20 protein-coding genes are annotated in these 25,058 nt (G+C 71.4%); 9 read left to right on the top strand and 11 right to left on the bottom strand.

Annotated elements, in window-relative coordinates:
- The first annotated feature begins 13 nt into the window (after positions 1–13).
- Positions 14–775: an enoyl-CoA hydratase/isomerase family protein gene (locus tag NFR93_RS11400; protein WP_251453332.1), complete on the top strand. Its 762-nt coding sequence runs from the start codon at positions 14–16 to the stop codon at positions 773–775.
- 311 nt (positions 776–1,086) lie between these two features.
- Here NFR93_RS11400 and NFR93_RS11395 read toward each other — a convergent pair whose 3' ends face one another.
- Positions 1,087–2,739: a thiamine pyrophosphate-binding protein gene (locus NFR93_RS11395; protein WP_251453331.1), complete on the bottom strand. Its 1,653-nt coding sequence runs from the start codon at positions 2,737–2,739 to the stop codon at positions 1,087–1,089.
- Positions 2,740–2,892: 153 nt separating this feature from the next.
- Here NFR93_RS11395 and NFR93_RS11390 point away from each other — a divergent pair, with 153 nt between their 5' ends.
- The gene (locus NFR93_RS11390; RefSeq protein WP_251453330.1) at positions 2,893–3,195 is read left to right on the top strand and encodes a hypothetical protein; all 303 of its coding nucleotides are present in this window, start codon (positions 2,893–2,895) and stop codon (positions 3,193–3,195) included.
- 41 nt (positions 3,196–3,236) lie between these two features.
- On the opposite strand, the gene NFR93_RS11385 is transcribed toward NFR93_RS11390, so the two are convergent.
- The 6 genes from NFR93_RS11385 to NFR93_RS11360 are packed head-to-tail and all read right to left on the bottom strand — an operon-like array spanning position 3,237 to position 9,716.
- Positions 3,237–4,088 carry an HpcH/HpaI aldolase family protein gene (locus tag NFR93_RS11385; protein ID WP_251453329.1) on the bottom strand — a complete coding sequence of 284 codons (852 nt, stop codon included), beginning with the start codon at positions 4,086–4,088 and terminating at the stop codon, positions 3,237–3,239.
- Positions 4,073–4,867 (bottom strand): 2-keto-4-pentenoate hydratase, encoded by a 795-nt coding sequence (locus tag NFR93_RS11380; RefSeq protein ID WP_251453328.1) that lies wholly within the window; start codon positions 4,865–4,867, stop codon positions 4,073–4,075. The genes NFR93_RS11385 and NFR93_RS11380 overlap by 16 nt, the downstream gene beginning before the upstream one ends.
- Positions 4,864–6,018: a 3,4-dihydroxyphenylacetate 2,3-dioxygenase gene (hpaD, locus tag NFR93_RS11375; protein ID WP_251453327.1), complete on the bottom strand. Its 1,155-nt coding sequence runs from the start codon at positions 6,016–6,018 to the stop codon at positions 4,864–4,866. The genes NFR93_RS11380 and hpaD overlap by 4 nt, the downstream gene beginning before the upstream one ends.
- Position 6,019: 1 nt before the next feature.
- A complete protein-coding gene (gene hpaE / locus NFR93_RS11370) occupies positions 6,020–7,540 on the bottom strand; it encodes a 5-carboxymethyl-2-hydroxymuconate semialdehyde dehydrogenase (RefSeq protein WP_251453326.1) in 1,521 nt (506 codons plus the stop codon).
- Between the two features lie 20 nt (positions 7,541–7,560).
- Positions 7,561–8,238 carry a GntR family transcriptional regulator gene (locus NFR93_RS11365; RefSeq protein WP_251453325.1) on the bottom strand — a complete coding sequence of 226 codons (678 nt, stop codon included), beginning with the start codon at positions 8,236–8,238 and terminating at the stop codon, positions 7,561–7,563.
- Positions 8,235–9,716: a fumarylacetoacetate hydrolase family protein gene (locus NFR93_RS11360; protein ID WP_251453324.1), complete on the bottom strand. Its 1,482-nt coding sequence runs from the start codon at positions 9,714–9,716 to the stop codon at positions 8,235–8,237. The genes NFR93_RS11365 and NFR93_RS11360 overlap by 4 nt, the downstream gene beginning before the upstream one ends.
- A gap of 125 nt (positions 9,717–9,841) precedes the next feature.
- On the opposite strand from NFR93_RS11360, the gene NFR93_RS11355 reads away from it, so the two are divergent.
- Genes NFR93_RS11355 through NFR93_RS11335 form a run of 5 tightly spaced genes read left to right on the top strand, consistent with a single transcriptional unit; the run spans position 9,842 to position 16,378 of the window.
- A complete protein-coding gene (locus NFR93_RS11355) occupies positions 9,842–11,230 on the top strand; it encodes an MFS transporter (protein ID WP_251453323.1) in 1,389 nt (462 codons plus the stop codon).
- A 10-nt stretch (positions 11,231–11,240) separates the two neighbouring features.
- A complete protein-coding gene (locus tag NFR93_RS11350) occupies positions 11,241–13,172 on the top strand; it encodes an FAD-dependent monooxygenase (protein ID WP_251453322.1) in 1,932 nt (643 codons plus the stop codon).
- Between the two features lie 54 nt (positions 13,173–13,226).
- Complete coding sequence (locus NFR93_RS11345; protein ID WP_251453321.1) at positions 13,227–14,732, top strand: NAD-dependent succinate-semialdehyde dehydrogenase; 1,506 nt, start codon at positions 13,227–13,229, stop codon at positions 14,730–14,732.
- Positions 14,733–14,771: 39 nt separating this feature from the next.
- A complete protein-coding gene (gene panB / locus NFR93_RS11340; protein WP_285814592.1) occupies positions 14,772–15,605 on the top strand; it encodes a 3-methyl-2-oxobutanoate hydroxymethyltransferase in 834 nt (277 codons plus the stop codon).
- On the top strand, positions 15,602–16,378 hold the full coding sequence (locus NFR93_RS11335) for an SDR family NAD(P)-dependent oxidoreductase (protein WP_251453320.1): 777 nt from the start codon (positions 15,602–15,604) through the stop codon (positions 16,376–16,378). The genes panB and NFR93_RS11335 overlap by 4 nt, the downstream gene beginning before the upstream one ends.
- A 41-nt stretch (positions 16,379–16,419) precedes the next feature.
- Here NFR93_RS11335 and coaBC read toward each other — a convergent pair whose 3' ends face one another.
- The gene (gene coaBC, locus NFR93_RS11330; protein ID WP_502846284.1) at positions 16,420–17,655 is read right to left on the bottom strand and encodes a bifunctional phosphopantothenoylcysteine decarboxylase/phosphopantothenate--cysteine ligase CoaBC; all 1,236 of its coding nucleotides are present in this window, start codon (positions 17,653–17,655) and stop codon (positions 16,420–16,422) included.
- Between the two features lie 65 nt (positions 17,656–17,720).
- Here coaBC and coaA point away from each other — a divergent pair, with 65 nt between their 5' ends.
- Positions 17,721–18,677, top strand: coding sequence for a type I pantothenate kinase (gene coaA / locus NFR93_RS11325; protein WP_502846292.1), 957 nt, complete (start codon positions 17,721–17,723; stop codon positions 18,675–18,677).
- A gap of 32 nt (positions 18,678–18,709) precedes the next feature.
- On the opposite strand, the gene panC is transcribed toward coaA, so the two are convergent.
- Positions 18,710–19,576 carry a pantoate--beta-alanine ligase gene (gene panC / locus NFR93_RS11320; RefSeq protein WP_251453318.1) on the bottom strand — a complete coding sequence of 289 codons (867 nt, stop codon included), beginning with the start codon at positions 19,574–19,576 and terminating at the stop codon, positions 18,710–18,712.
- On the bottom strand, positions 19,576–21,012 hold the full coding sequence (locus NFR93_RS11315; protein WP_251453317.1) for an XRE family transcriptional regulator: 1,437 nt from the start codon (positions 21,010–21,012) through the stop codon (positions 19,576–19,578). Before NFR93_RS11315 ends, panC begins: the two co-directional genes overlap by 1 nt.
- Positions 21,013–21,134: 122 nt before the next feature.
- Between NFR93_RS11315 and NFR93_RS11310 the strand changes: the two genes are divergently transcribed.
- Entirely contained in the window at positions 21,135–23,039 is a 1,905-nt protein-coding gene (locus NFR93_RS11310) for a phosphoenolpyruvate carboxykinase (GTP) (RefSeq protein ID WP_251453316.1), read from the top strand.
- A gap of 28 nt (positions 23,040–23,067) precedes the next feature.
- On the opposite strand, the gene NFR93_RS11305 is transcribed toward NFR93_RS11310, so the two are convergent.
- The gene (locus NFR93_RS11305; RefSeq protein WP_251453315.1) at positions 23,068–25,032 is read right to left on the bottom strand and encodes an ABC transporter ATP-binding protein; all 1,965 of its coding nucleotides are present in this window, start codon (positions 25,030–25,032) and stop codon (positions 23,068–23,070) included.
- Between the last annotated feature and the right edge of the window lie 26 nt (positions 25,033–25,058).

Below are 25,058 nucleotides of genomic sequence, written 5' to 3'. Positions count from 1 at the left end.
GAAGGAGCACGGCATGATCGTCTGGACCATTGCCGACGGCGTCGCCGAGGTCGTCCTCGACGCCCCGCACAAGCGGAACGCCGTCGACCTCGGCGACATCGCCGAACTCGATGCCGCCTACCTCGCCGCCGAGCGCGCCGGAGCGCGGGCGCTCGTGCTGCGGGGTGAGGGGCGTGCGTTCTGCGCCGGACGCGACATCGCCGATGTCGACCCCGCGACCGACGACGTCCACGGCTACCTCGCCGCCGTCGAGCGGCTGATGCGGCGGATGTCGGAGTTCCCGGTCCCCACGTTCGCCGCTGTACATGGTGCGTGCCTGGGCGTCGGGTTAGGACTCGCGATCGCCGCCGACGTCGTCTACGTCGCCGACGACGCCAAAGTCGGCTCGCCGTTCGTGAATCTCGGCGCCACGCTCGACTCCGGCGGACACGCGCTGTTCTACGAGCGACTCGGCGCCCACCGGGCGCTGGACCTCATCTTCACGGGCGACCTCCTCACGGGCAGCGAGGCCGTCGCCGCCGGACTGTTCAGCCGCGCGATGCCCGCGGACGAGCTCGTGGAGTTCACCCGCGAGAGAGCGGCGCGCGCGGCATCCGGCCCGACGCTGGCGTTCGCGGCGTCGAAGCGGATCATCGCCGACCTTCGTGGCGAGCGGCTGTGGCGCGCCGTGGATGCCGAGACGGCCGCCCAGGCGGACCTGGCTGCCACCGCCGACTACCGCGACGGTTTCGCGGCGTTCCGCGCCAAGCGCGCACCCGACTTCCGCGGCGCCTGACGCGCCCCTGGGTGCGTGCGCCCCGGGGACGCGTGCGCACGTGTCACGCGCGTGCGTGAGAATCCCGCACGCCGGGGGCGCGTGCGCACGTGTCACGGGCGCTGGTGAGGCTCCCGCGGCGCCTAACGCGCCCGTCCCGCGGTGCCTCACGCGCCCAACCCCCGGGGGTGCGTGCGCACGTGTCACGCGCGTGCGTGAGAATCCCGCACGCCGGGGGCGCGTGCGCACGTGTCACGGTTGCTGGTGAGGCTCCCGCGGCGCCTCACGCGCCACCCCCGGGGGCGCGTGCGCACGCGCCCCCCGCCGCGGGGCTAGGAGTTCACGCGGATGATCTCGTGCTGGTACGGCGCGATCACAGACCCCGAGATACGGCAGTCGAGCACGAGGAAGCGACGGGATGCCGCAGGCTCGGACGTCCACGCGGCCAGCCGGTCGAGGTCGTCCAGACTGCGCACCACGACGCCCTCCGCGCCGACGCCCTCGCCGAGCGAGGCGAAGTCGACCTCGGGGATGAGCATCGGCTCGCGGGCGAGTCCCTTCAGGCCGTAGAGGTTGACCTCGGCGCCGTAGGCGGCGTCGTTCCACACCACCGCCATGCCACGGCCTCCCGCGACGCGGACGGCGGACTCGAGGTCGGCGAGGGCCATCAGCCCCCCGCCGTCGCCGGTGGTGAGGACCACCGTCGCGTCGGGCTTGGCCAGCGCCGCGCCGGGCACGGACGGCCAGCCCAGGCCGATCGACTGGAAGGCCGTGCCGATCATCAGCATGCGGTCGGGTGAGGCGACCGGCCAGTACATGTTCGCCCAGCCGATGAAGTGGCCGCCGTCCGAGACGACCACGCGGTCCTCGGGCAGCAGCTCGCCGATGCGCGCGGCCACCGACCGGGGGTCGAGCCGCCCGTCGGGGGCCGCCACGTCGCCGGCGTCGTGGCGGCGCAGCGGTGCCAGGTCCAGCTGCTCGCGCCAGCCGGACGGGCGCGCGCCGCCCGCGCGCAGGCGCTCCACCAGCTCGCGCGCGACGACCGCGGCGTCACCCCGCACGTATCCGCCGACATGCGGGTGAGTGGCCGTCGCGGCGACGTCGACCTGGAAGACCTGCGTTCCGGGGGCGAAGAGCTCGCCGAAGCGCATCGTGAACTGGTTCAGGGACGCGCCGAAGACCACGGCGACGTCCGCCTCGCGCACGAGGTCCATCGCGCCGGCCGCGCCGAAGCCGCCGGTCACCCCGAGATCGAACTCCGTGCGGGGGAACACACCCCGGCCGAGCGCTGTCGATGCGGTGACGGCGCCTGTCGCGTCGGCCAGCTCGCCGAGCGCCTCGCCCGCTCCGGCGATCCATGCTCCGCGACCGGCCAGGAGGAAGGGCCGCGTCGCGCTCGCGAGGGTCGCGGCCACGCGCTCGAGCGCTCCCGCGGCGAACTCGCCGCGCACCGGAACCGGTCCCGGCAGCCGCAGCGACGGCGCTTGGGGAACCTCGCCCGCCTCGACGGCGGCCACGTCGTACGGCACCGCGAGGACGGTGGGGACCCGGTAGGTGAGAGCGTGCTCGATGGCGATGATCGTCGTCGCGGCGGCATCCGTGCGACCGACGGTATAGGTGCGGGCACCGACCGCCGAGGCCAGCGCGATCTGGTCGACGTCCCACGGCCGCGGGCCCGACGTGGGCTCATCGCCCACCACGAGCACGAGCGGCACGTGCGCCTGCACCGCTTCGGCGAGGGCCGTGAGGGTGTTGGTGAAACCGGCGCCGTACGTGGCGGTGGCCGCGGCCAGTCGACCCGAGGCGCGGTGATAGGCGTCCGCGGCGACCACGCCTCCGGCTTCGTGCCGGACGGCGGTGAAGGACACCGCCGTGGAGCGCTCGAGGGCGTCGAGGACGTAGGCGTTGCCGTTCCCCATCACCCCGAACACGTGGTCGATGTGGTGAGCGAGGGTGAGGGCGACGTGCGCGGAGACGGTGGGCATGGCACAGCTTTCGAGACGGGACGACAGAGAGGCCGTATATGTCTCGCGCGTGCTTCGCCGCACGGCTGCGTGCCCATTTTTCGAGCACCGGCGCACTCGTCGCACCGGACCCGTCGATTATACGGCCCGGCCGCGGAGCGGCATGATGGCGGCATGAGAACCGTTCAGCTGCGCCGCTACACGCTCGTCGAGGGAGAATACGACGCCTTCGTCGCCTGGTGGAACGAGTGGATGCCGCGCGTGCGGCCCGCCGCCGGGTTCCCCATCGAGTTCGCCTACGGCCTGCCCGAGACGAACGAGTTCGTCTGGGCCGTCTCGGCAGAGGGCGACGAGGACGCTTTCCTCGCCCGCGAGAAGGAGTACATGGTCTCGGACGCGCGCGCCGAGGCGTTCGCGGGCGTGCCGCAGCGTGTCGCGGAGTACAACATCCGCTTCGTGCGCGACGTCGTCGCCTGACACCTCGCGAGACGCGGGATCGCGCGGTCTCGCGACGTGTTTCAGTACGACGCGCTCGGGGGCGCGTCGCCCGCCGTGCCGCCCGCCCTGTCGGCGGCCATATCTGCGACCGTGCCGCCGTCGCCGATGAAGCGTGCGGCGAGAGCCTCGGAGCCGCGGGCGAGGAGGGCGACGTCCGCTCCGACGAGGATGAACGACGCCCCCGCGTCGAGGTAACCCTGCGCGACCGCGGGATCGAACGCGTTCACGCCGACGGGCTTGCCCGCCTGGCGCACCGCCTCGAACGTCGACCGCACGGCGGCCACGACATCGGGGTGGGTCTGGGCGCCGAGCAGTCCCATCGAGGCGGCGAGGTCGCTCGGTCCGACGAACACCCCGTCGACTCCGTCGACAGCGGCGATCGCGGATGCCGCGGCCACAGCCTCGGCCGTCTCGACCTGGACGAACAGCGACACATGACCGTCCGCCTCAGCGAGGTAGTCGTCGACCCGATTCCAGCGGGCCGAACGCCCGAGGGCCGAACCGACGCCGCGTCTGCCGCGCGGCGGGTAGCGGACGGCGGCGACGGCGGTTGCGGCATCCGCTGCGCTGTTGACCATCGGAACGAGGACGTTCTGGGCGCCGAGGTCGAGAACCTGCTTGATGAGCACCTGATCGAGGCTCGGCACGCGCACCACGGGAGTCACCGGGTAGGCCGCGACCGCCTGCAGCTGGGCGAGCACCGACTCCAGCCCGTTGGGGGCGTGCTCCATGTCGATGAGCACCCAGTCCAGACCCGCGCCGGCCGCGATCTCGGCGACGAGAGCCGAGCCGGAGCACACCCACATGCCCGCGAGGGGACGTCGCGTCGACGCGAGCGCGTCGCGGAAGGTCGGGGTCAGACGAAGCGGCATGTGATGGTCCCCATCGGTCCGTAATCGCAGTGGACGGTGTCGCCCCGCTCGACCCACATGGGCCGGGTGAACGAGCCGGCGAGGATGATCTCGCCCGCCTCGAGTCTGGCACCGTGCTGCGAGATCTTGTTCGCCAGCCACGCCACACCGGTCGCGGGGTGTCCGAGCACTCCGGCGGCCACGCCGGTCTCCTCGATCTCGCCATTGCGCGAAAGCACCCCGGGAACCCACCGCAGGTCGATCTCGTCGGGACGACGGCGCTCGGACCCGAGGACCATGGCGCCGTACGCGGCGTTGTCGCTGATGGTGTCGACGATGGTCCTGCCCTCGAGCTCGATGTGCGAATTGAGCACCTCGAGTGCGGGGACGGCGTAGTCGATCGCGGCGAGGGCGTCCTCCACCGTGCAGTCCGGTCCCTCGAGCGGCTCCTTCAGCACGAAGGCGAGTTCGACCTCGATCCGGACGTTCGAGAAGTGATCCACGGGGATCTCGTCGCCGTCCTGATAGACGGTGTCGTCGAACATCACCCCGTAGTCGGGTTCGGTGATCCCCGTCGCCTGCTGCATCGCCTTGGAGGTCAACCCGATCTTGCGGCCGACCAGGCGTCGGCCGGCGGCCAGGTTCTTGTCGCGCCACACGCCCTGGATCGCATACGAGTCCTCGACGGTGGCGTCGGGGTAGCGGGCCGTGATCCTCGCGATCACGCCGTGCGCGCGATCGGCCTCGGCGAGCTCGGCGGCGATCTGCTCGATCTGCCCGGGCGTCAGACGTCCGCTCACAGCTGATGGCCGAGCTTGTACTCGCCCTGCTTGTACTCGGGCATCGAGTCCTCGCCGGGGCGGGTGTACGAGAAGCCGTCGGCGCCGATCGTGACCGCCATCTCGGAGTCGTCGGTGCGGGCGACGACCGGCCTCGGGTTGCCGTCGAGGTCCAGCACGAGCGAGGCCTCGGTGTACCAGGACGGCACGACGGGGTTCCCCCACCAGTCCCGGCGCTGATTGTCGTGGACGTCCCACGTGATGACCGGGTTGTCGGGGTCGCCGGTGTAGTAGTCCTGCGTGTAGATCTCGACGCGGTGACCGTCGGGGTCGCGCAGATAGAGGTAGAACGCGTTGCTCACGCCGTGGCGTCCAGGGCCCCGTTCGATGGCGTCGGAGCGTCGGAGCGCCCCGAGCTTGTCGCAGATGGCGAGGATGTTGTGCTTCTCGTGCGTGGCGAACGCGACGTGGTGCATGCGCGGGCCGTCGCCGCCGGTCATGGCGGTGTCGTGCACGGTGGGCTTGCGACGCATCCACGCGGCGTACACCGTGCCGGCGTCGTCCTGGATGTCCTCGGTGACGCGGAACCCCAGGTCCTGCATGAACGCCACAGCGCGGGGGACGTCCGGGGTCACCTGGTTGAAGTGGTCCAGCCGCACCAGTTCGCCCGGAGTGTGCAGGTCGTAGCGCCACGACAGGCGCTCGACGTGCTCGGTCTGGAAGAAGAACTCGTACGGGAACCCGAGCGGATCCTCGACCCGCACCGAGTCTCCGATGCCCTTCGTGAACCCTTCGGGGCGGCGCTCGACGCGGCATCCGAGCTCGTCGTAGAACGCCACAGCCCTGTCGAGGTCGTCGGGGGTGCGCACCCGATATGAGAACGCGGCGACGGCGGCCACCTCACCCTGGCGCAGCACCAGGTTGTGGTGGATGAACTCCTCGGTGGAGCGCAGGTACACCGCCTGGTCGTCCTCCTCGGTGACGTACAGCCCCAGCACGTCGACGTAGAACTCCCGCGACGCGGCGAGGTCCGTGACGACGAGCTCCATGTACGCGCAGCGCAGGATGTCGGGCGCGGGGGATGAGGGGGTCGGGATCGGGTTGTCGGTGTGGATGGGCGCCTCCTGGCTGACGAAGAAGCCGGAGGAGGTGAGGGTCTTGTCGTGGGTCATGTCAGGCTCCCTTGCCGAACGTGGGGTTGTGGACCTCGCCGAGCGTGATGTGCACGGCCTGCTGGTCGGTGTAGAAGTCGATCGAGCGGTAGCCGCCCTCGTGCCCGAGCCCCGAGGCCTTGACGCCACCGAACGGTGTGCGCAGGTCGCGGACGTTGTTGGAGTTCAGCCAGACCATGCCGGCTTCGACGGCCTGCGAGAAGTTGTGCGCGCGCGTGAGGTCGTTCGTCCAGATGTACGCGGCGAGTCCGTAGGTGACCCCGTTGGCCAGCTCGAGGGCCTCGTCGTCGGTGTCGAACGGCGTGATCGCCACCACCGGGCCGAAGATCTCCTCCTGGAAGATCCGGGCGTCCGGCTTCACATCGGCGAACACGGTGGGCCGCACGAAGTTGCCGGTCTCGAACCCCTCCGGACGACCGCCGCCGGCCACCAGCCGCCCCTCGGTCTTTCCGATCTCGATGTAGCTCATCACCTTGTCGTAGTGCTCGGGGTGCACGAGCGCGCCCACCTCGGTCGCCGGCTCGTGCGGGTAGCCGACCACGACGCGCTCGGCCTGTGCGGCGTAGCGCTCCACGAACTCGTCGTACACCGAGCGCTCCACGAGGATCCGCGAGCCCGCGGTGCAGCGCTCGCCGTTGAGCGAGAAGACGCCGAAGATGGTCGCATCGATAGCGGCTTCCAGGTCGGCGTCGGCGAAGACGACGGCGGGGCTCTTGCCGCCGAGCTCCATCGACAGGCCCTTGAGGAACGGGGCGGCGTTGCCGAAGATGATCTGTCCCGTGCGGCTCTCGCCGGTGAACGAGATCAAGGGCACATCCGGATGCTTGACGAGCGAGTCGCCGGCATCCTCACCGAGCCCGTTGACGAGGTTGAACACACCCTGCGGCAGCCCGGCCTCCTCGAAGATGCCCGCCCACAGCGACGCCGACAGGGGAGTGAACTCCGCGGGCTTGAGGACCACGGTGTTGCCGGTGGCCAGCGCTGGAGCGAGCTTCCACGACTCCAGCATGAACGGGGTGTTCCAGGGGGTGATGAGCCCGGCGACCCCGATCGGCTTGCGGTTGACGTAGTTGATCTGGCGACCGGGCACCTTGTAGGTGTCGTCGGCCTGCGCGACGATCAGGTCGGCGAAGAACCGGAAGTTCTCGGCCGCGCGTCGCGCCTGACCGAGCGCCTGGGTGATCGGCAGGCCCGAGTCGAACGACTCCAGCTCCGCCAGACGCGCGTCCCGCGACTCCACGATGTCGGCGATGCGGTTCAGGACGCGCGAACGGTCCCGCGGCAGCATCCGGGGCCACGGCCCATCGACGAAGGCGCGGCGGGCGGCGGCGACGGCCCGGTCGACATCGGCCTTCTTGCCGGCGGCTGCGCGCAGGTAGGTCTCGTTCGACACCGGGTCGAGCACCTCGAAGGTGTCGCCGTCGACGGAATCGACGAACGCGCCGTCGATGTAGTGCTGGATGTGCTCGGGAAGATCGGCGGGAACGTGCCGCTGCGTCGCGAGCGTGGTCGTGTCGGTCATTTCTCTCCTTCGAAAGGGCGTCAGAAGGCCGGGAGGCCGAGGGCCTCGTCGGGGTGCTCGTGGATCATGTAGGCGTCGAGAGTGGCCGAGCGGTGCCGGCGGGCGGCCTTCTCGATCTCGCCGAGAGGAGCGCCGCGCTCGATGAGCGCGAGGATGTTCTCGTGCTCGTGCACCGACTCCTGAGCGCGGCCGGGAACGAAGCTGAACGTCGAATCCCGCAGGTTCCCCAGGCGCGCCCACTCGGCCTCGACGAGCTCGAGCATCCTCGGGTTGGCGCACTTCTCGAACAGCGCGGCGTGGAACTCGTGGTTGAGCCTGGTGAACGAGGGCGGGTCGAAGTGCTGGAGCGTCTCGATCATGAGCTCGTTGATCGACCGTGCCCGGCGGATGTCGTCGGCCGTGAGCCGCCGCGCCGAGAGTGCCGTGGCGGCGCCCTCGAGGATCGACAGGGCCTGCATCGAGTGCCGGTACTGCGAGTCGTCGACCATCGACACCCGCGCGCCGACGTTGCGTTCGAACGTGACGAGTCCCTCGGCCTCGAGCTGCCGGATCGCCTCGCGCACGGGAACGACGCTCATGTCCAGTTCTCCGGCGATCGCGCCGAGCACCAGGCGATACCCGGGCGTGAACTGCTGCCCCGCGATGCGCTCCTTGACCCAGTGGTAGGCGACCTGCGACTTGCTCTGCGTCTCGGTCATCGATCGCTCCTCGACTCCTCGTACCGGGCGCGCCACTCCGCGTTCAGGGGGAAGAGCCCGTCCACCGGGTGCCCCTCGGCCACCCGGGCGGCGATCCAGGCGTCCTCGTCCTCCTGCGCCAGGGCGGCGTCGGCGACGTCTTCGGCCAGCGCCGGCGGGATCACGATGACCCCGTCCGCGTCGCCGACGATGACATCGCCGGGCTGCACCGTCGTTCCGCCGCAGGCGATGGTGATGTCGGCGTCCCACGGCACGTGCTTGCGACCGAGGACGGCGGGATGCGCGCCCACGGTGTAGACCGGCATCCCGACGGCCGCGACGGCGTCGTGATCGCGGACGCCGCCGTCGGTGACCACGCCGGCGGCCCCGCGCGCGCGGGCGCGGATCGCGAGGACGTCGCCGAGGGTGCCGGAACCCGCCTCGCCGCGGGCTTCGATCACGATGACCTCGCCCTCGCCGACGGCATCGAAGGTGCGCTTCTGCGCGTTGTAGCCGCCGCCGTGCGAGGCGAAGAGGTCCTCGCGGTTGGGTACGAAGCGCAGTGTGCGCGCGGTTCCGACGAGCTTGAGCTCGGGATGCAGCGGGCGCACGCCGTCGATGGTGACGTTGTCGAGTCCGCGCTTGCGCAGCTGCTGCGAGAGCCCCGCGACCGGCGTGCGCTCGAGCTTCTCGCGCAGCTGCGCCGACAGACCCGGCGCGGGCAGTCCCGCCGCCTCGCGGGAGCCCCACGCCTCCGCGCGCTGGATGTCGTCGACGGCGGGCAGCGACCCCAGCGACGGATCGAAGGCGGCATCCCCCTGGACGACGCGGGTGATCAGGCGACCGGTCGATGCCTTGCCCGGGGCGTCGACTTCGACCTCGACGACATCGCCGGGGACGACGACGGATGAGCCCGCGGGCGTGCCGGCGAGGATGACGTCGCCGCGTTCGAGCGTGGCGTGCTGGGACAGGTCGGCGACCAGCTGCGCGAGCGGGAAGATGAGACCCGAGGTGGAGGCGTCCTGGGCGAGCTCACCGTTGACCCACGTCCGCACCCGCAGTGCGGCGGGGTCCAGTCCCGCGGCCTCCAGGAGTGCGGGGCCGAGCGGCGTGTAGCCGTCGCGGCCCTTCGACCGCACGTTCGAGCCCTTGTCGTTCTGCCGCAGGTCGTACACGCCGAAGTCGTTCGCGGCGGTGACCCAGCCGACGTGGTCCCACGCCGCCGCTGCCGCGACTCGGTGGGCGGGTGTGCCGATCACGAGCGCGATCTCGCCCTCGAACGCGAGCAGCTCGGTGCCCGCCGGGCGCTCGATGGTCGCACCGGAGGGTGCGACGGAGCTGGAGGGCTTGAGGAAGTACGACGGATTCGCCGGCCGGCGATCCCGCTGATCGGCGCGCGATGCGTAGCTCAGATGGACCGCGATGATCTTGCCCGGGCGGCAGGGGAGGATCGCGAACCTCGGGTCGGCGGCGTCCTGCGAAGCGGATTCGGTGGTCATGAGCTCCCTCGCTCTTGCGTCGTATCCGAAATCGTATATGATCGTGCACCAGACGGCAACCACCGCTCCGAGCAGGGGCGGATGAGCTGTCGAGACACCGACGTCACACATACGGGAGCACGACGATGAGCACACCCCCCACCGCGAAAGCGGGCTTCACCCCCACCGGCACGATCGCCGCCAGCAAGGATCAGCGTCGCGTCGTCTTCGCCACGGTGGTGGGCACCACGGTCGAGTGGTACGACTTCTTCATCTACTCTTCGGCGGCCGGGCTCGTGTTCGGCCAGCTGTTCTTCGCACCGGCGGGCGAGGGCTTCGCGCAGATCCTCGCGTTCCTCACGGTCGGCCTCAGCTTCCTGTTCCGCCCGCTCGGCGCCTTCCTGGCGGGCCACCTCGGCGACCGTTACGGCCGTCGCATCGTCCTCATGCTGACACTGATCCTGATGGGCGTCGCGACGACCCTCGTCGGCCTGCTTCCGACCTACGCCGCCATCGGCATCGCGGCTCCCATCCTGCTGATCGTGCTGCGGATCCTCCAGGGGATCTCCGCGGGCGGCGAGTGGGGCGGCGCGGTCCTCATGGCCGTCGAGCACGCCCCGAACGCCAAGCGCGGGCTGTTCGGCGCCTCGCCCCAGATCGGCGTGCCGCTGGGTCTCCTGCTCGCTTCGGGCGTCATGGGGCTGATGGCCCTCCTCGCCCCGGGCGAAGCGTTCCTCGAGTGGGGCTGGCGTGTGCCGTTCCTGCTGAGCGTCGTGCTGATCCTCGTCGGCTACTACGTCCGCCGACGCGTCGAGGAGAGCCCGGTGTTCGCCGAGCTGAGCGAGCGCAAGGAGAAGACCCGGATGCCGATCGTGCAGCTGTTCCGCCGCCACGCACTGCTGGTGGTCGTCGCCGCGCTCGTCTTCGCGGGCAACAACGCCGTCGGCTACATGACCACCGGCGGCTACATCCAGCGCTACGCCACCGATCCCAACGGATCGCTCGGCTTCGCGACCGCGGATGTCCTGGGTGCCGTCACTCTGTCGGCGGTGTCGTGGCTGGTCTTCACCTGGGTCGCCGGATGGCTGTCGGACCGCATCGGCCGTCGCACCACCTACCTCATCGGGTGGGGCCTGCAGCTGGTGGGCGTGTTCCTGCTCTTCCCCCTGGTCAACAGCGGCAGCATCGGTATGCTCACCGTCGGCCTGGTGATCCTCACCGTCGGTCTGGGATTCACCTACGGCCCCCAGGCCGCGCTGTACACCGAGCTCTTCCCCGCTTCGATCCGCTTCTCGGGGGTCTCGATCTCGTACGCGATCGGCGCCATCCTCGGCGGGGCCTTCGCCCCCACGATCGCACAGGCCCTCGTGCAAGCGACCGGATCGACCGACGCCGTCACGTGGTACCTGGCCGGGATGACGGTGCTGGGACTCATCGGAACGCTGCTGCTGCGCGACCGCAGCGGCATCCCGCTCGGGCCCGACCACGAGGCCGAGCAGGCGAAGAGCCCCGTCTACGGCCTGTCGAAGGCCTGAGGGGAACCCCATGCAGTTCCATCACCACGGCTACGTCTCGGGCGATCCCACGGTCCTGCCCGCGGCGGGGACAGGGGTCGACCGGCCCGAGGACCTGCCGGACACCACCGACGTGCTCATCGTCGGGTCGGGCCCGGCCGGCATGCTCCTGGCCGCGCAGATGTCGCAGTTCCCCGACGTCACCACCCGCGTCATCGAGAAGCGGGACGGACGCCTGGTGCTCGGGCAGGCCGACGGCATCCAGCCGCGCAGCGTCGAGACGTTCCAGGCCTTCGGGTTCGCGGAGCGGATCATCGCCGAGGCCTACAACATCGCGTACATGAACTTCTGGGGCCCCGACCCCGAGGACCCCCGTGGCATCGTCCGCACGGCGCGCACCGAGGACTACGCGTTCAAGATCAGCGAGTTCCCACACCTGATCGTGAACCAGGCGCGCGTGCTGGACTACTTCGCCGAAGCGGCCGCGCACGGCCCCGGCCGGATCGTGCCCGACTACGGCGTGGAGTTCGTCGGGCTCACCGTCGCGGACTCGGGGGAGCACCCGGTGGAGGTGCGGGTGCGGCACACCGCCGGCGAGCGCGAAGGCCAGGAGCGCACCATCCGCGCGAAGTACGTCGTCGGCTGCGACGGCGCCCGCAGCGGTGTGCGAGAAGCGATCGGTCGCACCCACGTCGGCGCGTTCGCCGCCCACGCGTGGGGCGTCATGGACGTCCTCGTCAACACCGACTTCCCGGACTGGCGGACCAAGTGCGCCATCAACTCCGTGGCCGGCAACATCCTCCACATCCCGCGCGAGGGCGGCTATCTCAGCCGCATGTACATCGACCTCGGAGAGGTGCCCGAGGACGACCATCATCGCGTTCGGCAGACGCCGATCGAGCGGATCATCGAGAAGGCGAACGAGATCCTGCACCCGTACTCGATCGACGTCAAGCAGGTCGCCTGGCACAGCGTGTACGAGGTCGGCCACCGCGTCACCGACAAGTTCGACGACGTCCCCGAGGGCGTCGACCGGACGCCGCGCGTCTTCCTCACCGGCGATGCCTGCCACACGCACAGCGCGAAGGCCGGGCAGGGGATGAACGTCTCGATGCAGGACGGCTTCAACCTCGGCTGGAAACTCGGCCACGTCCTCACGGGGCTCGCTCCCGAGGCGCTTCTGGAGACCTACTCGGCGGAGCGCCAGCCGGTCGCGCAGCAGCTCATCGACTTCGACCGCGAGTGGTCGTCTCTGATGGCGCGCAAGCCCGAGGAGATCTCCGACCCCACCGAGCTGGCCAACTACTACCTGGGGACCGCGGAGTTCCCCTCGGGCTTCATGACCGAATACGGTGCCTCGGCCATCGTCTCGGGCGACCAGCACGCCGCACGCGCGACGGGCTTCCCGCTCGGCAAGCGGTTCGCGTCGGTCGAGGTCACGCGCGTGTGCGACGGCAACGTGATCCACCTCGGCCATCACGCGCGCGCCGACGGCCGCTGGCGGATCTACGCCTTCGCCGACGCTCCCGCCGCGGGGGAGGATTCCGCTCTGACCGCGTGGGCGCAGTGGTGGGCTTCTTCAGCATCCCCCCTTGCGCGCCACACCCCGGCCGGCGCCGACGCCGACGCGGTGTTCGACGTGAAGGCCGTCTACCAGCAGACCTTCGACGAGGTCGACATCTCGCGCGTCCCGGACGTCTTCCGCCCGCGATCGGGCCCTCTCGGACTCACCGACTGGGAGAAGGTCTTCGCCGCCGGCGCAGACGGGTGGCGTGACGTGGACATCTTCGCCGAGCGCGGCATATCGCGCGACGGCGCTGTGGTGGTGGTCCGCCCCGACCAGTACGTCGCGGCGGTGCTGCCGCTGGAGGCCACCGACGAGCTAGCGGACTTCTTCGCGGGAGCCCTGCGACAGGTCCGCCGTTCGGGCGATGCCGCCGCACGCGATGTACACCGCGTATAGCGGCTGCCCCGGCGGCCGCGGGGCACAATGGCCCCGAGAGTCAATCGAGAGCGGATGCCGCGGCATCCGGTGGACGAGGAGAACCCCGTGACCGACAACCGTGAGACCGAACTGCTGGCACGGGTTCCCGACGGACTGTACATCGGCGGCCAGTGGCGGCCGGCATCCGGGGGGAGAACGCTGACGGTGTCCGACCCGGCCACCGGCGCGGTCGTGAAGACGATCGCCGACGCGTCCGCCGATGACGGCACCGCGGCGCTGGATGCGGCGACCGAGGCGTTCCCGGCGTGGGCGGCGACGCCGGCCCGCGAACGCGCCGAGATCCTCCGCCGGGCCTTCGACCTGCTGCAGGAGCGCAAAGAGGACTTCGCGCTGCTGATGACGATCGAGATGGGCAAGCCCCTCGCCGAAGCGCGCGGCGAGGTCGCCTACGGCGGCGAGTTCCTGCGGTGGTTCAGTGAAGAGACCGCGCGCGTCCATGGACGCTACGGCCCGAACCCCGAGGGCACCGGCCGCATGATCGTCTCGCAGCACCCGGTCGGGCCCTGCTTCCTCATCACGCCGTGGAACTTCCCCCTCGCCATGGCGACCCGCAAGATCGCCCCGGCGCTCGCCGCCGGGTGCACCGTCGTGATCAAGCCGGCCGAGCTCACGCCGCTGACCACCCTCTACTTCGCAAAGCTCCTCGAGGATGCGGGGCTCCCGGCCGGTGTGGTGAACGTCTTCACCACCTCGACCTCGGGCGCCGTGTCGGAGCCGATCATCCGCGACCCGCGCCTGCGGAAGCTGTCGTTCACCGGCTCGACCGGGGTGGGGCAGCGCCTTCTCGAGCAGGCCGCTCAGGGGGTGCTGCGCACCTCGATGGAGCTCGGCGGCAACGCCCCGTTCGTCGTGTTCGAGGACGCCGACCTCGACAAGGCGGTCGACGGCGCGATGCTGGCGAAGTTCCGCAACATCGGTCAGGCGTGCACTGCCGCCAACCGCTTCATCGTGCAGCGATCGGTCGCCGACGAGTTCGCCCGGCGGGTCACCGAGCGCGTGCAGGCCATGAAGATCGGCCGCGGCACCGAGGACGGGGTCGCGATCGGACCGCTCATCAACGCCGCCGCCGTCGACAAGGCCGCCTCGCTCGTGGGCGACGCCGTCTCGCGGGGCGCGAGCGTCCGCACCGGCGGAAGCGCCGTCGACGGACCGGGGACCTTCTACGAGCCGACCGTGGTGACCGACGTGCAGCCGGGAAGCGACATCCTGCGCGAGGAGATCTTCGGACCGGTGCTCGCGATCGTGCCCTTCGAGGGCGAGGAGGACGCCGTCCGCATCGCCAACGACACCGAGTACGGCCTGGTCTCGTACGTCTTCACCGAGAGTCTCTCGCGCGGTCAGCGGATGATCGAGCGGCTCGAGACCGGCATGATGGGCCTCAACGTCGGTGTGGTCTCCAACGCGGCGGCGCCGTTCGGCGGGTGGAAGATGTCGGGCCTGGGCCGCGAGGGCGGAGCCGAGGGCATCCACGAGTACCTGCAGACGAAGTACACCCTCACCGCCAGCCCCTTCGCGTGAGCACACCCGGCTCGGGCGGGCATCTGCCAGGCTAGAGCCGTGCGCATCACGATCGACGCCGTCGCGGCCTGGCGCGAGGCGGGGGAGCGGTTCACCATGGTGACCGCGTACGACTACACCAGTGCCCGCCTGATCGAGCGCACCGAGGTGCCCCTCATCCTCGTGGGCGACTCGCTGGGGATGGTGATGCAGGGTCACGACACGACCCTGCCCGTCACGGTCGACGACATCGTCTCGCACACCCGCAGCGTCGTCCGCGGTGCCGCGCGTCCGCTGATCGTCGCCGACGTGCCCTTCGGGGCCACCGCGACGGCCGACGACACCGTGCGCGCGGCGGTGCGCATCATGGCCGAGGGCGGCTGCCAGTCGGTCAAGATCGAGGGCGGCGTGCCCGTCGCGCCCACCATCCGCCGCATCGTCGATGCCGGCATCCCGGTCATGGGCCACGTGGGGTTCACGCCCCAGTCGGTCCACGTGACCGGCACGCGCGTGCAGGGTCGCACGGTCGAGCAGGCGCGCCGCGTGATCCACGATGCGCTGGCCGTGCAGGCCGCCGGTGCGTGGGCGGTCGTGCTCGAACTCGTCCCGGCCGAGCTCGCCGCCGCCGTCACCGCGCGCCTGCGCATCCCCACGATCGGCATCGGCGCAGGCGCCGGCTGCAGCGGGCAGGTGCAGGTGTGGCACGACCTGCTGGGGCTGTACGAGGACTTCCGGCCCCGGCACGCACGCCGGTTCCGCGACCTCGGCGCCGAGGTCCGCGGCGCTCTCGACGAGTACGCCGCGGCCGTCCGCGACGGCTCTTTCCCCGCGGCCGAGCACGCGGCGACGATGTCGGCCGACGACCTCGCCCGGGCACTGGAAGACCCGGCGTGACGGGCGCCCGCTTCGCCGGGCGCACGGCGCTGATCACCGGGGCCCGCACCGGCATCGGCCTCGCCGTCGCGCGGAGGCTCGCGGCGGAGGGCGCCCACGTCCTCCTCGGCGGCCGTGATGCCGCGACGCTCGCACCGGTGGTCGCGGAGTTCCGCTCGAGCGGCCACGATGCCGATCCGTTCGTCGCGGATGTGACCGATCCGGATGCCGTCGCGGCCGCCTTCGCGACGGCGGCGGCCGCGGGGCTCACACCCCGCATCCTCGTCGGCAATGTCGGCGTGCGCGACCGTCGCGGCGTGCGCGACATGGACACGGCGGCCTTCGGCGCCCTCGTGCAGGCGGACCTCGTCGCCGTCTACGACGTCATCCGCGGATTCCTCGCCGGGCACGCCGCGGCGGACGCCACGGGCGCGCGCGGCGGGGTGATCGTCAGCGTGTCCTCCCTCGCCTCGCTCCGCGGACGCGCGGGCGACGTCGCCTACCCGGCGGCCAAGGCCGGCGTCGACGGGATGACGAGATCGCTCGCGGCGGAGCTCGGCCCGCACGGCTACCGGGTCAACTCCGTCGCCCCGGGCACGATCGACACCGACTCCAACGCGGACCTGCGTGGCGACGAGCGCATGACCGAGGTCGTCCGCACCCGCACGGCCCTCGGGCGGTGGGGGACACCGGACGAGGTCGCCGCGCTCGTGGCGTTCCTGTGCGCCGACGAATCGTCGTACATCACGGGGCAGACGATCGCGGTCGACGGCGGCCTGTCCACGCTCTTCTGACGCCTGCTGTTCTGACGCCTGCTGTTCTCGAGCCCGCCGGCCTAGACGGCGCGGTGGTCTCGGAGCCGCACCACCGCGTCCCACAGACCGTCCGCCACCTCGCGCTTGGTGCCCGCGAGCTCCGCGGCGAGGGTCCCGTCGGCGGCGAGGAGAGAGACGGCATTGGTCGCCGCCCCGAAGGTCTCGGTCCAGCCCACGCGGTTCACGGCGAGGAGGTCCACGGGCTTGCGGGCGAGCTTGGCGCGACCGGCGGCGAGCAGCTCCTCGCCCGTCGCGGTCTCGGCGGCGAATCCGACCACCACGCGCCCCGCGACCGGCGCCGCCAGCACCTCGGCGAGGGTGTCGCGGGCGGGGACCAGCTGCAGCGTGAGGCCGTCGCCCGCGGCATCCTTCTTGATCTTCTGCTCGAGCGGCTGCGCCAGGCGGAAGTCGGCCACCGCGGCGGCCATCACCGCGACATCGGCGGTCGCGGCTGCGTCGACGGCCGCCGTGGCGAGCTCGTCCGCCGTGGAGACCCGCACGACCTCGAGACGCTCTCCCGTCGGCAGCGGCACCTCGACGTGGCCGGCCACCAGGGTGGCGTCCGCACCTCGCGCGCGTGCGGCCTCGGCGATCGCGATGCCCTGGCGGCCGCTCGACCGGTTGCCCAGGAAGCGCACCGGGTCCAGCGGCTCGCGCGTGCCCCCGGCGGTCACGAGCACCGACAGACCCGCCAGGTCGTGTGGACGGGGAGCGGCCGCGTCGAGGACTGCGGCGACGATCTCGGCCGGCTCGCTCATGCGCCCGGGGCCGCTGTCGTCGCCGGTGAGGGGGCCGTCGGCGGGGCCCACGACGGTCGCGCCGCGCTCGCGCAGCAGCGTCATGCTGTGCTGCGTGGCGGGATGCCGCCACATGGCCGGGTGCATCGCCGGCGCCACCACCAGCGGCGCGGTCGAGGCCAGCGCGGTGACCGTCAGCGGATCGTCGGCGGCGCCGGCGGCCAGGCGCGAGAGCGTGTGGGCGGTGGCGGGGGCGACGACGATCGCATCGGCGCGGCGGCCGAGATCGACGTGCGCCACCGTCGAGACGTCGTCCCACACATCCGTGCGCACCGGATTGCGGCTGATCGCCTCCCACGTGGCGAGGCCGACGAAGCGCAGCGCCGCCGCCGTCGGCAGCACATGGACGTCGTGACCGGCCAGCACGAGCGAGCGCACGACCTGCACCGCCTTGTAGGCGGCGATCCCCCCGCTGACCCCCACGACCACGGTGTGCGTTCCGGCCACAGGCACCTCCATGTCGCGCGTCGGACGGTGGCCAGCCTATCGCCGCGCCGGTGAGGGCGGCACGCGCGCGCTACGCTCTGGCGGTGACCTCCGACGCCGTCCCGACCGGACTCGCGCCGTCGCTGTACGCCTGCTTCGAGCGGGAGGACTGGGCAGCGCGGGCCCCCCGGATCCCCATGCCGCTGACGGCGGACGAGATCGCGCGGGTGCGCAGCCTCGGCGACCGGCTCGACCTGCGCGAGGTGGCCGAGGTGTACCTGCCCCTCAGCCGGCTGCTCAGCATCCATGCCGCCGCCGCACGGTCGCTGGGCGACCGTGCCAACGCGTTCCTGCAGCGGGCCGAGCCGCCGACGCCGTTCGTCGTCGGCATCGCCGGCTCGGTGGCGGCGGGCAAGTCCACCGTCGCGCGGGTGCTGACCGAGCTCGTCCGCCGCTGGCCCGGCCTGCCGTCGGTCGAACTGGTCTCCACCGACGGGTTCCTGCTGCCGAACGCCGAGCTGGAGCGGCGGGGGATCATGCACCGCAAGGGCTTCCCGGAGTCGTACGACCGGCGCGCGCTGCTCGAGTTCGTCTCCGATCTGAAAGCCGGGGCGCCCGAGGTGCGGGCGCCCGTGTACTCGCACCTCGTCTACGACCGCGTGCCCGACCAGGAGCGCATCATCCGCCGCCCCGACATGGTGATCGTCGAGGGCCTGAACGTCCTGCAGCCCTCATCGCGGGCCGATGAGCGGGCGGTCAGCGACCTCTTCGACTTCTCGATCTACGTCCACGCGGACCCCGACGACCTCGAGCGGTGGTACATCGAGCGCTGGCTCACGCTGCGCGACACCGCGTTCGCGGATCCGTCGTCGTACTTCCACCGCTACGCCGGGCTCACCGACGCCCAGGCGGTCGAGCGGGCGCGCGAGCTGTGGCGGGGGATCAATCTGCCGAACCTGCGCGAGAACATCCTGCCCACCCAGCACCGCGCGCGTCTGATCATCGACAAGCGCGCCGATCATGCCGCGCGCCGGATGCTGCTGCGCAAGCTCTGAGCGTCATCCGCAGCGCGTCGATCACCCGTGGATCACCCGTCGAGCGGGAGGTTGTCGATGAGACGCACCGCGCCCACCCGCGCCGCGACGATGGCGAGCGAGCCCGCCGCGGGGGTTTCGACCGGGGCGAAGGTGATCGGGTCGACCACCGCCCAGTACTCCGTCGCGACGTCGGCGTCCGCGAGCGCATCGAGGGCACGCGCGACGAGTGCCGCGGCGGATCGCTCGCCGCTGCGCACGGCCTCGCGCGCGGCGAACAGACTGCTCGACAGCGCCAGCGCGCGGGTGCGCTCGTCCGGCGACAGCCGGGCGTTGCGGCTCGACAGCGCGAGGCCGTCGGCGTCCCTGACCGTGTCGACCGCCCGCACCTCGGTGGCGAGGTTCAGATCCCTCGCCAGCCGCCGGACGACGGCGAGCTGCTGGGCGTCCTTGCGTCCGAACCAGGCGGTGTCGGCGCCGACCATGCCGAAGAGCTTGGCGACCACGAGCGCGACCCCGTCGAAGTGCGCGGCTCCGCGCGACGCCCCCTCCCACCGCTCGCTCACGCCGCCGACGTGGACGGCGGTGGCGAACCCGTCCGGGTAGACCTCGTCCGGGGTCGGCGCGAACAGCAGCGTCGCACCGGCATCCGACGCCGCCGCGGAGTCGGACTCGAGAGTCCGCGGATAGGCGGCGAGGTCTGCGGGCTCGTCGAACTGGGCGGGATTGACGAACACCGAGACCACGACCGCGTCGCTCTCGGCCGCGGCCGAGGCGATGAGCCGGCGATGACCGTCGTGCAGAGCGCCCATCGTCGGGACGAGCCCGATCCGACCCCCGGCGCGACGCACCGGGTCGAGCGCGGCGCGCAGCTCGGCGACGGTGGTGACGACGCGCACCCGCGCGGTTGTCCCGGCCATCACACGTGCCTGTCGAGGAAGTCGTAGACCTCGTTGTCGTCGACGCCGGGGAATGCGCCGCGGGGGAGGGGCGAGAACATCTGCATGTGCACGCGCGCGCTCGGCCACGCCTTCCCCTGCCAGCGCGACGTGACCTCGGCGGGGGCGCGACGGCAGCACGCCTCGTCGGGGCACGTCGAGACCGCGCGCTTCTGCGTCTCGCGACCTCGGAACCACCGCGCGTCGTCGAAGGGCACGCCGACGGTGATCGAGAACTCGCCGGCCGACGTGGTGCCGGTCTGCGTGGAGCACCAGAACGTGCCGGCGGGGGTGTCGGTGTACTGGTAGTGCTCGGTCGTGCGGTTGTGCTCCGAGAAGGCCGCCCGCGCCGAGAAGCGCTTGCAGGCGATCTGGCCGTCGACGGCGCCGGTGACATCCATCGGCAGCGGCAGGTCGTCGTTCTCGTACACGCGGTTGATGGCGCCCGCTCCGTCGACGCGCAGGAAGTGCACCCGGATGCCGAGATGCCGCGTCGCGAGATTCGTCAGCCGCATCGCCGCGGCCTCGTGGGTGACGCCGAAGGCGTCGCGGAAGTCCTCGATGGCGAGGTTGCGGTCCTTCTTGGCCTGCTGGAGGAACGCCACGGATGCCGTCTCGGGCATGAGGCAGCACGCGGCGTAGTAGTTGATCTCGAGCCGCTGCTGCAGGAAGTCGGCGTAGTCGGTGGGGCGCTGGTGGCCGAGCAGCCGGTGGGCCATCGCCTGCAGCGCCATCGAGCGGAGTCCGTGCCCGCCGGGGATCGAGGCCGGGGGAAGGTAGATGCGGCCGTGCTCGAGGTCGGTGATCGACCTCGTCGACGGCGGCAGGTCGTTGACGTACAGCAGCTCGAAGCCGAGCTGCTCGGCCATGATGCTCACGGTGCGGTGCGTCAGGGCTCCCGAGACGTGTCCCGCCGCGCGCAGCTGCTTCTCGGCGAGCTTCTCGATATCGGGCAGGTAGTTGTCGATCTCGCGCATCTTCAGGCGCAGCTCGGTGTTGGCCCGGCGTGCCTCCTCGGGGGTGGCGATCGCCTCGCGCTCGCGGCGCTGCAGCTCGCGGTGCAGACCGAGGATCGATTCGATCGTGTCGTCCGACATGCCCTTGGTGACCTTGATCGGGGCGACCCCGAGCTGCCGGAACACCGAGCTCGACTGCGCGCGGGCGAGTTCGATCTCGAGCGCCGCACGGCGGTTGGGGGGCTCGGTCGACAGCAGGTCGGTCACCTCGACATCGGTGGCCGCGGCGATCGCCTGCAGGAGCGACAGCTTGGGCTCGCGTTTGCCGTTCTCGATGAGGCTCAGCTGGCTGCCGGCCACGCCGACCCGCTCTCCGAGCTCATCGAGGGTGAAGCCGTGGGCCAGGCGCTGGTGGCGGATGCGATGGCCCAGGGTCGACAGTTCGAGGGCGGTGGGGGGCATTCCTTGAGCATAGCGAAAGAATCCTGCTTCTTGACGACACTCTCCTCCGGAAGACGGGGTGAGATGGCGCGAAAGTGGCTGTAGACCCTCGATCTGATCGTCGCAGACAAGGAGCACGAGCCATGGCGCTTGCCGACATCTTCACCCGCCCCGCCGATTCCGCCGGTGCCGGCGGCGGCGCGCATCCCCGCACCAACGCCAAGAGCGTGCGCACCTTCGGTACCGCACCGGCGATCGCGGGCGAGGGCATGGTCGCCCTCGTCGCGTGGGTCGACCAGATCGCGGCGCTCACCCAGCCCGATCGCATCCACTGGGTCGACGGCTCCCGTGCCGAGAACGACGCGCTGCTGCACGAGATGGTGGACGAGGGCAAGCTCATCAAGCTCAACCCCGAGTGGCGTCCGGGCTCGTACCTGGCCCGGTCGCACCCGAGCGACGTCGCCCGCACCGAGGCCCGCACGTTCATCGCCTCGGAGCGCGAGTCCGATGCGGGCCCGACGAACAACTGGGTCGCCCCCGACGAGATCCGTCGGACGATCACTCCGCTGTTCGAAGGGTCGATGCGCGGGCGCACCATGTACGTCGTGCCGTTCTCGATGGGCGCGGTGGGCGGGCCGCTGTCGCACATCGGCGTCCAGGTCACCGACAGCGCCTACGCCGTGACGTCGATCGGCATCATGACCCGCGTGGGCACGGAGGTGCTCCGCGAGATCGCCGGTGGCGCGCCGTGGGTGAAGACCGTGCACTCGGTCGGCGCGCCGCTGGAGCCCGGTCAGCAGGACGACGCGTGGCCGTGCAACGACGAGAAGTACATCGTCCACTTCCCCGACACCCTCGAGGTGTGGTCCTTCGGCTCCGGCTACGGCGGCAACGCGATCCTCGCCAAGAAGTGCTTCGCCCTGCGCATCGCCTCGGTGATCGGTCGCGACGAGGGCTGGCTCGCAGAGCACATGCTCCTCATCCGGGTGATCTCGCCCGAGGGCAAGGCGTACCACGTCGCCGCGGCGTTCCCCTCGGCGTGCGGCAAGACGAACCTCGCCATGCTCCGCCCGACGATCCCGGGGTGGCGCGTCGAGACCCTCGGGGACGACATCGCCTGGCTGCGTCCAGGCGAGGACGGGCGCCTCTGGGCGATCAACCCCGAGGCCGGATTCTTCGGCGTCGCGCCGGGCACCGGGGAGTCGACGAACGTCACCGCGGTCGAGACGCTGTGGGGCAACACGATCTTCACCAACGTGGCGCTGCGACCCGACGGGGACGTCTGGTGGGAGGGGCTCACCGACGAGGCCCCGCCGCAGCTCACCGACTGGGAGGGAAAGCCGTGGACCCCGGCATCCGGTCGCCCCGCCGCCCACCCGAACTCGCGCTTCACCGTCGCCGCCGCTCAGTGCCCCCAGATCGCCGAGGACTGGGACGCGCCCGACGGGGTGCCGCTGGACGCCATCCTCTTCGGCGGCCGCCGCGCCACCAACGTGCCGCTGGTGGTCGAGGCCACGGACTGGACGCACGGCGTCTTCATGGGATCGAACATCTCGTCCGAGCGCACCGCCGCCGCTGAGGGGACGGTGGGCGAACTCCGCCGCGACCCGTTCGCGATGCTGCCCTTCTGCGGCTACAACATGGCCGACTACTTCGGGCACTGGCTGAAGGTCGGTCAGAAGCTGCGCTTCGATCGTGCGCCGCGGATCTTCCAGGTCAACTGGTTCCGCAAGAGCGCGGACGGCCGGTTCCTGTGGCCGGGTTTCGGCGACAACTCCCGTGTCATCGACTGGATCATCCGCCGCGTCGAGGGAGCCGTGCCCGCCGTCGACAGTCCCATCGGCCGGCTGCCGCGCACGTCTGACCTCGACCTCGGCGGCATCGAGGTCCCCGAAGCCGACCTCGACGCGCTCTTCGCCATCGACCCCGCGTCGTGGCTGCGCGAGGCCGAGCTCACCGAGGAGTTCTACCGCACGTTCGACGGCCGCGTGCCGGCGCCCCTGTGGGCCGAGCTCGCCGCTCTGCGCTACCGCCTGCAGCGCGCGTGATCGGGCCCGTCCTCGCCGGACGGCCCGATCACACCAGCAGCTGGTGCTTGGCCAGGTCCCGGTACAGCGGCGTCGACGAGACCAGTTCGGAGTGCGTGCCCTGACCGACCACGTGACCGTGATCGAGCACCACGATGAGGTCGCTGTCGACGACCGTCGAGAGCCGGTGCGCGATCACGATGAGCGTGCGTCCCTCGGCGACGGCGTCGATCGCCTCGCGCATCCGCTGCTCGTTCAGCCCGTCCAGCGACGATGTCGACTCGTCCATCAGCAGGATCGGCGGGGCCGCCAGGAGTGCGCGGGCGATCGCGAGACGCTGGCGCTCGCCGCCCGAGAGCATGACGCCGCTCTCGCCGACGGGTGCGGCCAGGCCCAGCGGAGAGCGGTCGAGCACTTCTCCCAGGTTGACCGCGCGCAGCACCGCCTCGCACGCCGCGTCGTCGGCGTCCGGTGAGGCGAGCCGCAGGTTCTCGCCGAGCGTGCCGGCCAGTGTCGGCGCGTCCTGCTCGACGTAGCCCAGCTGGGCGCGCAGAGCGGTGCGGTCGAGATCGCGGATGTCGACGCCGCCCAGCAGGATCGCGCCCCCGGTGGGGTCGTAGAAGCGCTCGATGAGCGACAGCGCGGTGCTCTTGCCGGCCCCGGACGGCCCGACCAGGGCCACCCGGGCGCCGCGCGGAACCGTGAACGAGACGCCCCGGAGGACGTCGCCGTCGAGATCGGATGCCGCCTCGGCCGGCTCGCCGGGACGCTCGACGTGTGCGCTCTCGAGCACGGCGCGGGCCTCGGTGGCCGCCCGCCGACGGGCTTCGACGACGTTCTCGGGATACGCGAAGCGGACGTCGCGGAACTCGACGGCGGGGCGCGCTTCGTCTCGCTGCGCTCGCTCAGCGTCCGGGGTTGCGGGGAGCGAGGAACCGGACGTTGAGCGAGGGAGCGCAGCGACCGAGACGAAACGCCTCCCGGCCTCCGGCGGGACCCGGTCCGTGGCGGTCTCGGTGGGCAGGTCCAGGACCTCCTGGATGCGCCCCAGCGCGCCGAGCGCCTGATTGACCGAGGTGATGGCGCCGAAGAACGTGGTGAGGGGGCCGATGAGCAGGAACAGGAACATCACGAAGGTCACCAGCGACGCGATCCCGATCGCCCCCGAGGCGACGCGGTAGCCGCCGAAGCCGAGCACCACGAGCAGCGACACCTGCAGCGCGATGCCCGCGATCGGAACGACGAGGGCCGAGACCTTCGCGATCCGCACGCCGATCCCGTACGCCTCGCGCGCGATCGCGGTCACGGACTGCTCCTCGCGCTCGCCGGCGCCGGCGGCGCGGATGGTGCGGATCGAGCCCACCGCCCGCTCGACTCCCGAGGCCAGCTCTCCCACCTTCTCCTGCTGGGCGGTCGTGGCCTTGCGGATCCGGCCGCTCAGCACGGCCACGACCGCGATCGACACCCCGAGCACCCCCACGATCGACACCAGCAGGATCGGGTCGATGACGGCCATCGCGATGATCGCGCCGAGGAAGATGAGACTGTTGCCGACGGCATCCGCGAGCCCCTGCGTCAGCACGGCGTACAGGAGGGTCGTGTCGGTCCCTACGCGCGAGACCAGGTCGCCGGTGCGGCGGGCGTCGAACTCGCTGATGGGCAGGTGGAGGATGCGGCGGATCAGCTGGCGCCTGCTCGAGAAGACGACCGCTGTGCCGGTGCGCTGCAGCAGGTAGTGCTGATAGCCCGAGATGACGGATGCCGCGACGACGAGTCCGATGATCGCCCACACCAGCAGCCCGAGCCCGTCGCCGTCCTGCACCCGTGCGATCACCTGGCCGACGACGACCGGCTGGGCCAGGGTCAGCACCGCGCCGACGATGCTGAGCACGGCGACGACGACAAGCACGCGCGTGTGCTCGAGGAGGAACGGGATCAGCTGGCGGAAGCTCGCGCGCGGCCCGTCGGAGGGCCTGCGGCCGCGCCCGCGCCGGGCGGGGGTCGGATCGGTCACAATCGACCCTAACCCGACCCGCCCGG

The sequence above is a fragment of the Microbacterium sp. Marseille-Q6648 genome (assembly GCF_943181415.1).
Classification (GTDB): Bacteria; Actinomycetota; Actinomycetes; order Actinomycetales; family Microbacteriaceae; genus Microbacterium.
The sequence above is the reverse complement of the archived record's forward strand: the minus strand, read 5'-3'. Positions and strand labels throughout refer to the sequence as shown.

Coding starts and splice junctions, on each gene's coding strand:
- NFR93_RS11400 (WP_251453332.1), top strand. CDS start 14: ATGATCGTCTGGACCATTGCCGACGGCGTCGCCGAGGTCGTCCTCGAC.
- NFR93_RS11395 (WP_251453331.1), bottom strand. CDS start 2,739: ATGCCCACCGTCTCCGCGCACGTCGCCCTCACCCTCGCTCACCACATC.
- NFR93_RS11390 (WP_251453330.1), top strand. CDS start 2,893: ATGAGAACCGTTCAGCTGCGCCGCTACACGCTCGTCGAGGGAGAATAC.
- NFR93_RS11385 (WP_251453329.1), bottom strand. CDS start 4,088: ATGCCGCTTCGTCTGACCCCGACCTTCCGCGACGCGCTCGCGTCGACG.
- hpaD (WP_251453327.1), bottom strand. CDS start 6,018: ATGACCCACGACAAGACCCTCACCTCCTCCGGCTTCTTCGTCAGCCAG.
- hpaE (WP_251453326.1), bottom strand. CDS start 7,540: ATGACCGACACGACCACGCTCGCGACGCAGCGGCACGTTCCCGCCGAT.
- NFR93_RS11365 (WP_251453325.1), bottom strand. CDS start 8,238: ATGACCGAGACGCAGAGCAAGTCGCAGGTCGCCTACCACTGGGTCAAG.
- NFR93_RS11360 (WP_251453324.1), bottom strand. CDS start 9,716: ATGACCACCGAATCCGCTTCGCAGGACGCCGCCGACCCGAGGTTCGCG.
- NFR93_RS11355 (WP_251453323.1), top strand. CDS start 9,842: ATGAGCACACCCCCCACCGCGAAAGCGGGCTTCACCCCCACCGGCACG.
- NFR93_RS11350 (WP_251453322.1), top strand. CDS start 11,241: ATGCAGTTCCATCACCACGGCTACGTCTCGGGCGATCCCACGGTCCTG.
- NFR93_RS11345 (WP_251453321.1), top strand. CDS start 13,227: ATGCCGCGGCATCCGGTGGACGAGGAGAACCCCGTGACCGACAACCGT.
- coaBC (WP_502846284.1), bottom strand. CDS start 17,655: ATGGAGGTGCCTGTGGCCGGAACGCACACCGTGGTCGTGGGGGTCAGC.
- panC (WP_251453318.1), bottom strand. CDS start 19,576: ATGGCCGGGACAACCGCGCGGGTGCGCGTCGTCACCACCGTCGCCGAG.
- NFR93_RS11315 (WP_251453317.1), bottom strand. CDS start 21,012: ATGCCCCCCACCGCCCTCGAACTGTCGACCCTGGGCCATCGCATCCGC.
- NFR93_RS11310 (WP_251453316.1), top strand. CDS start 21,135: ATGGCGCTTGCCGACATCTTCACCCGCCCCGCCGATTCCGCCGGTGCC.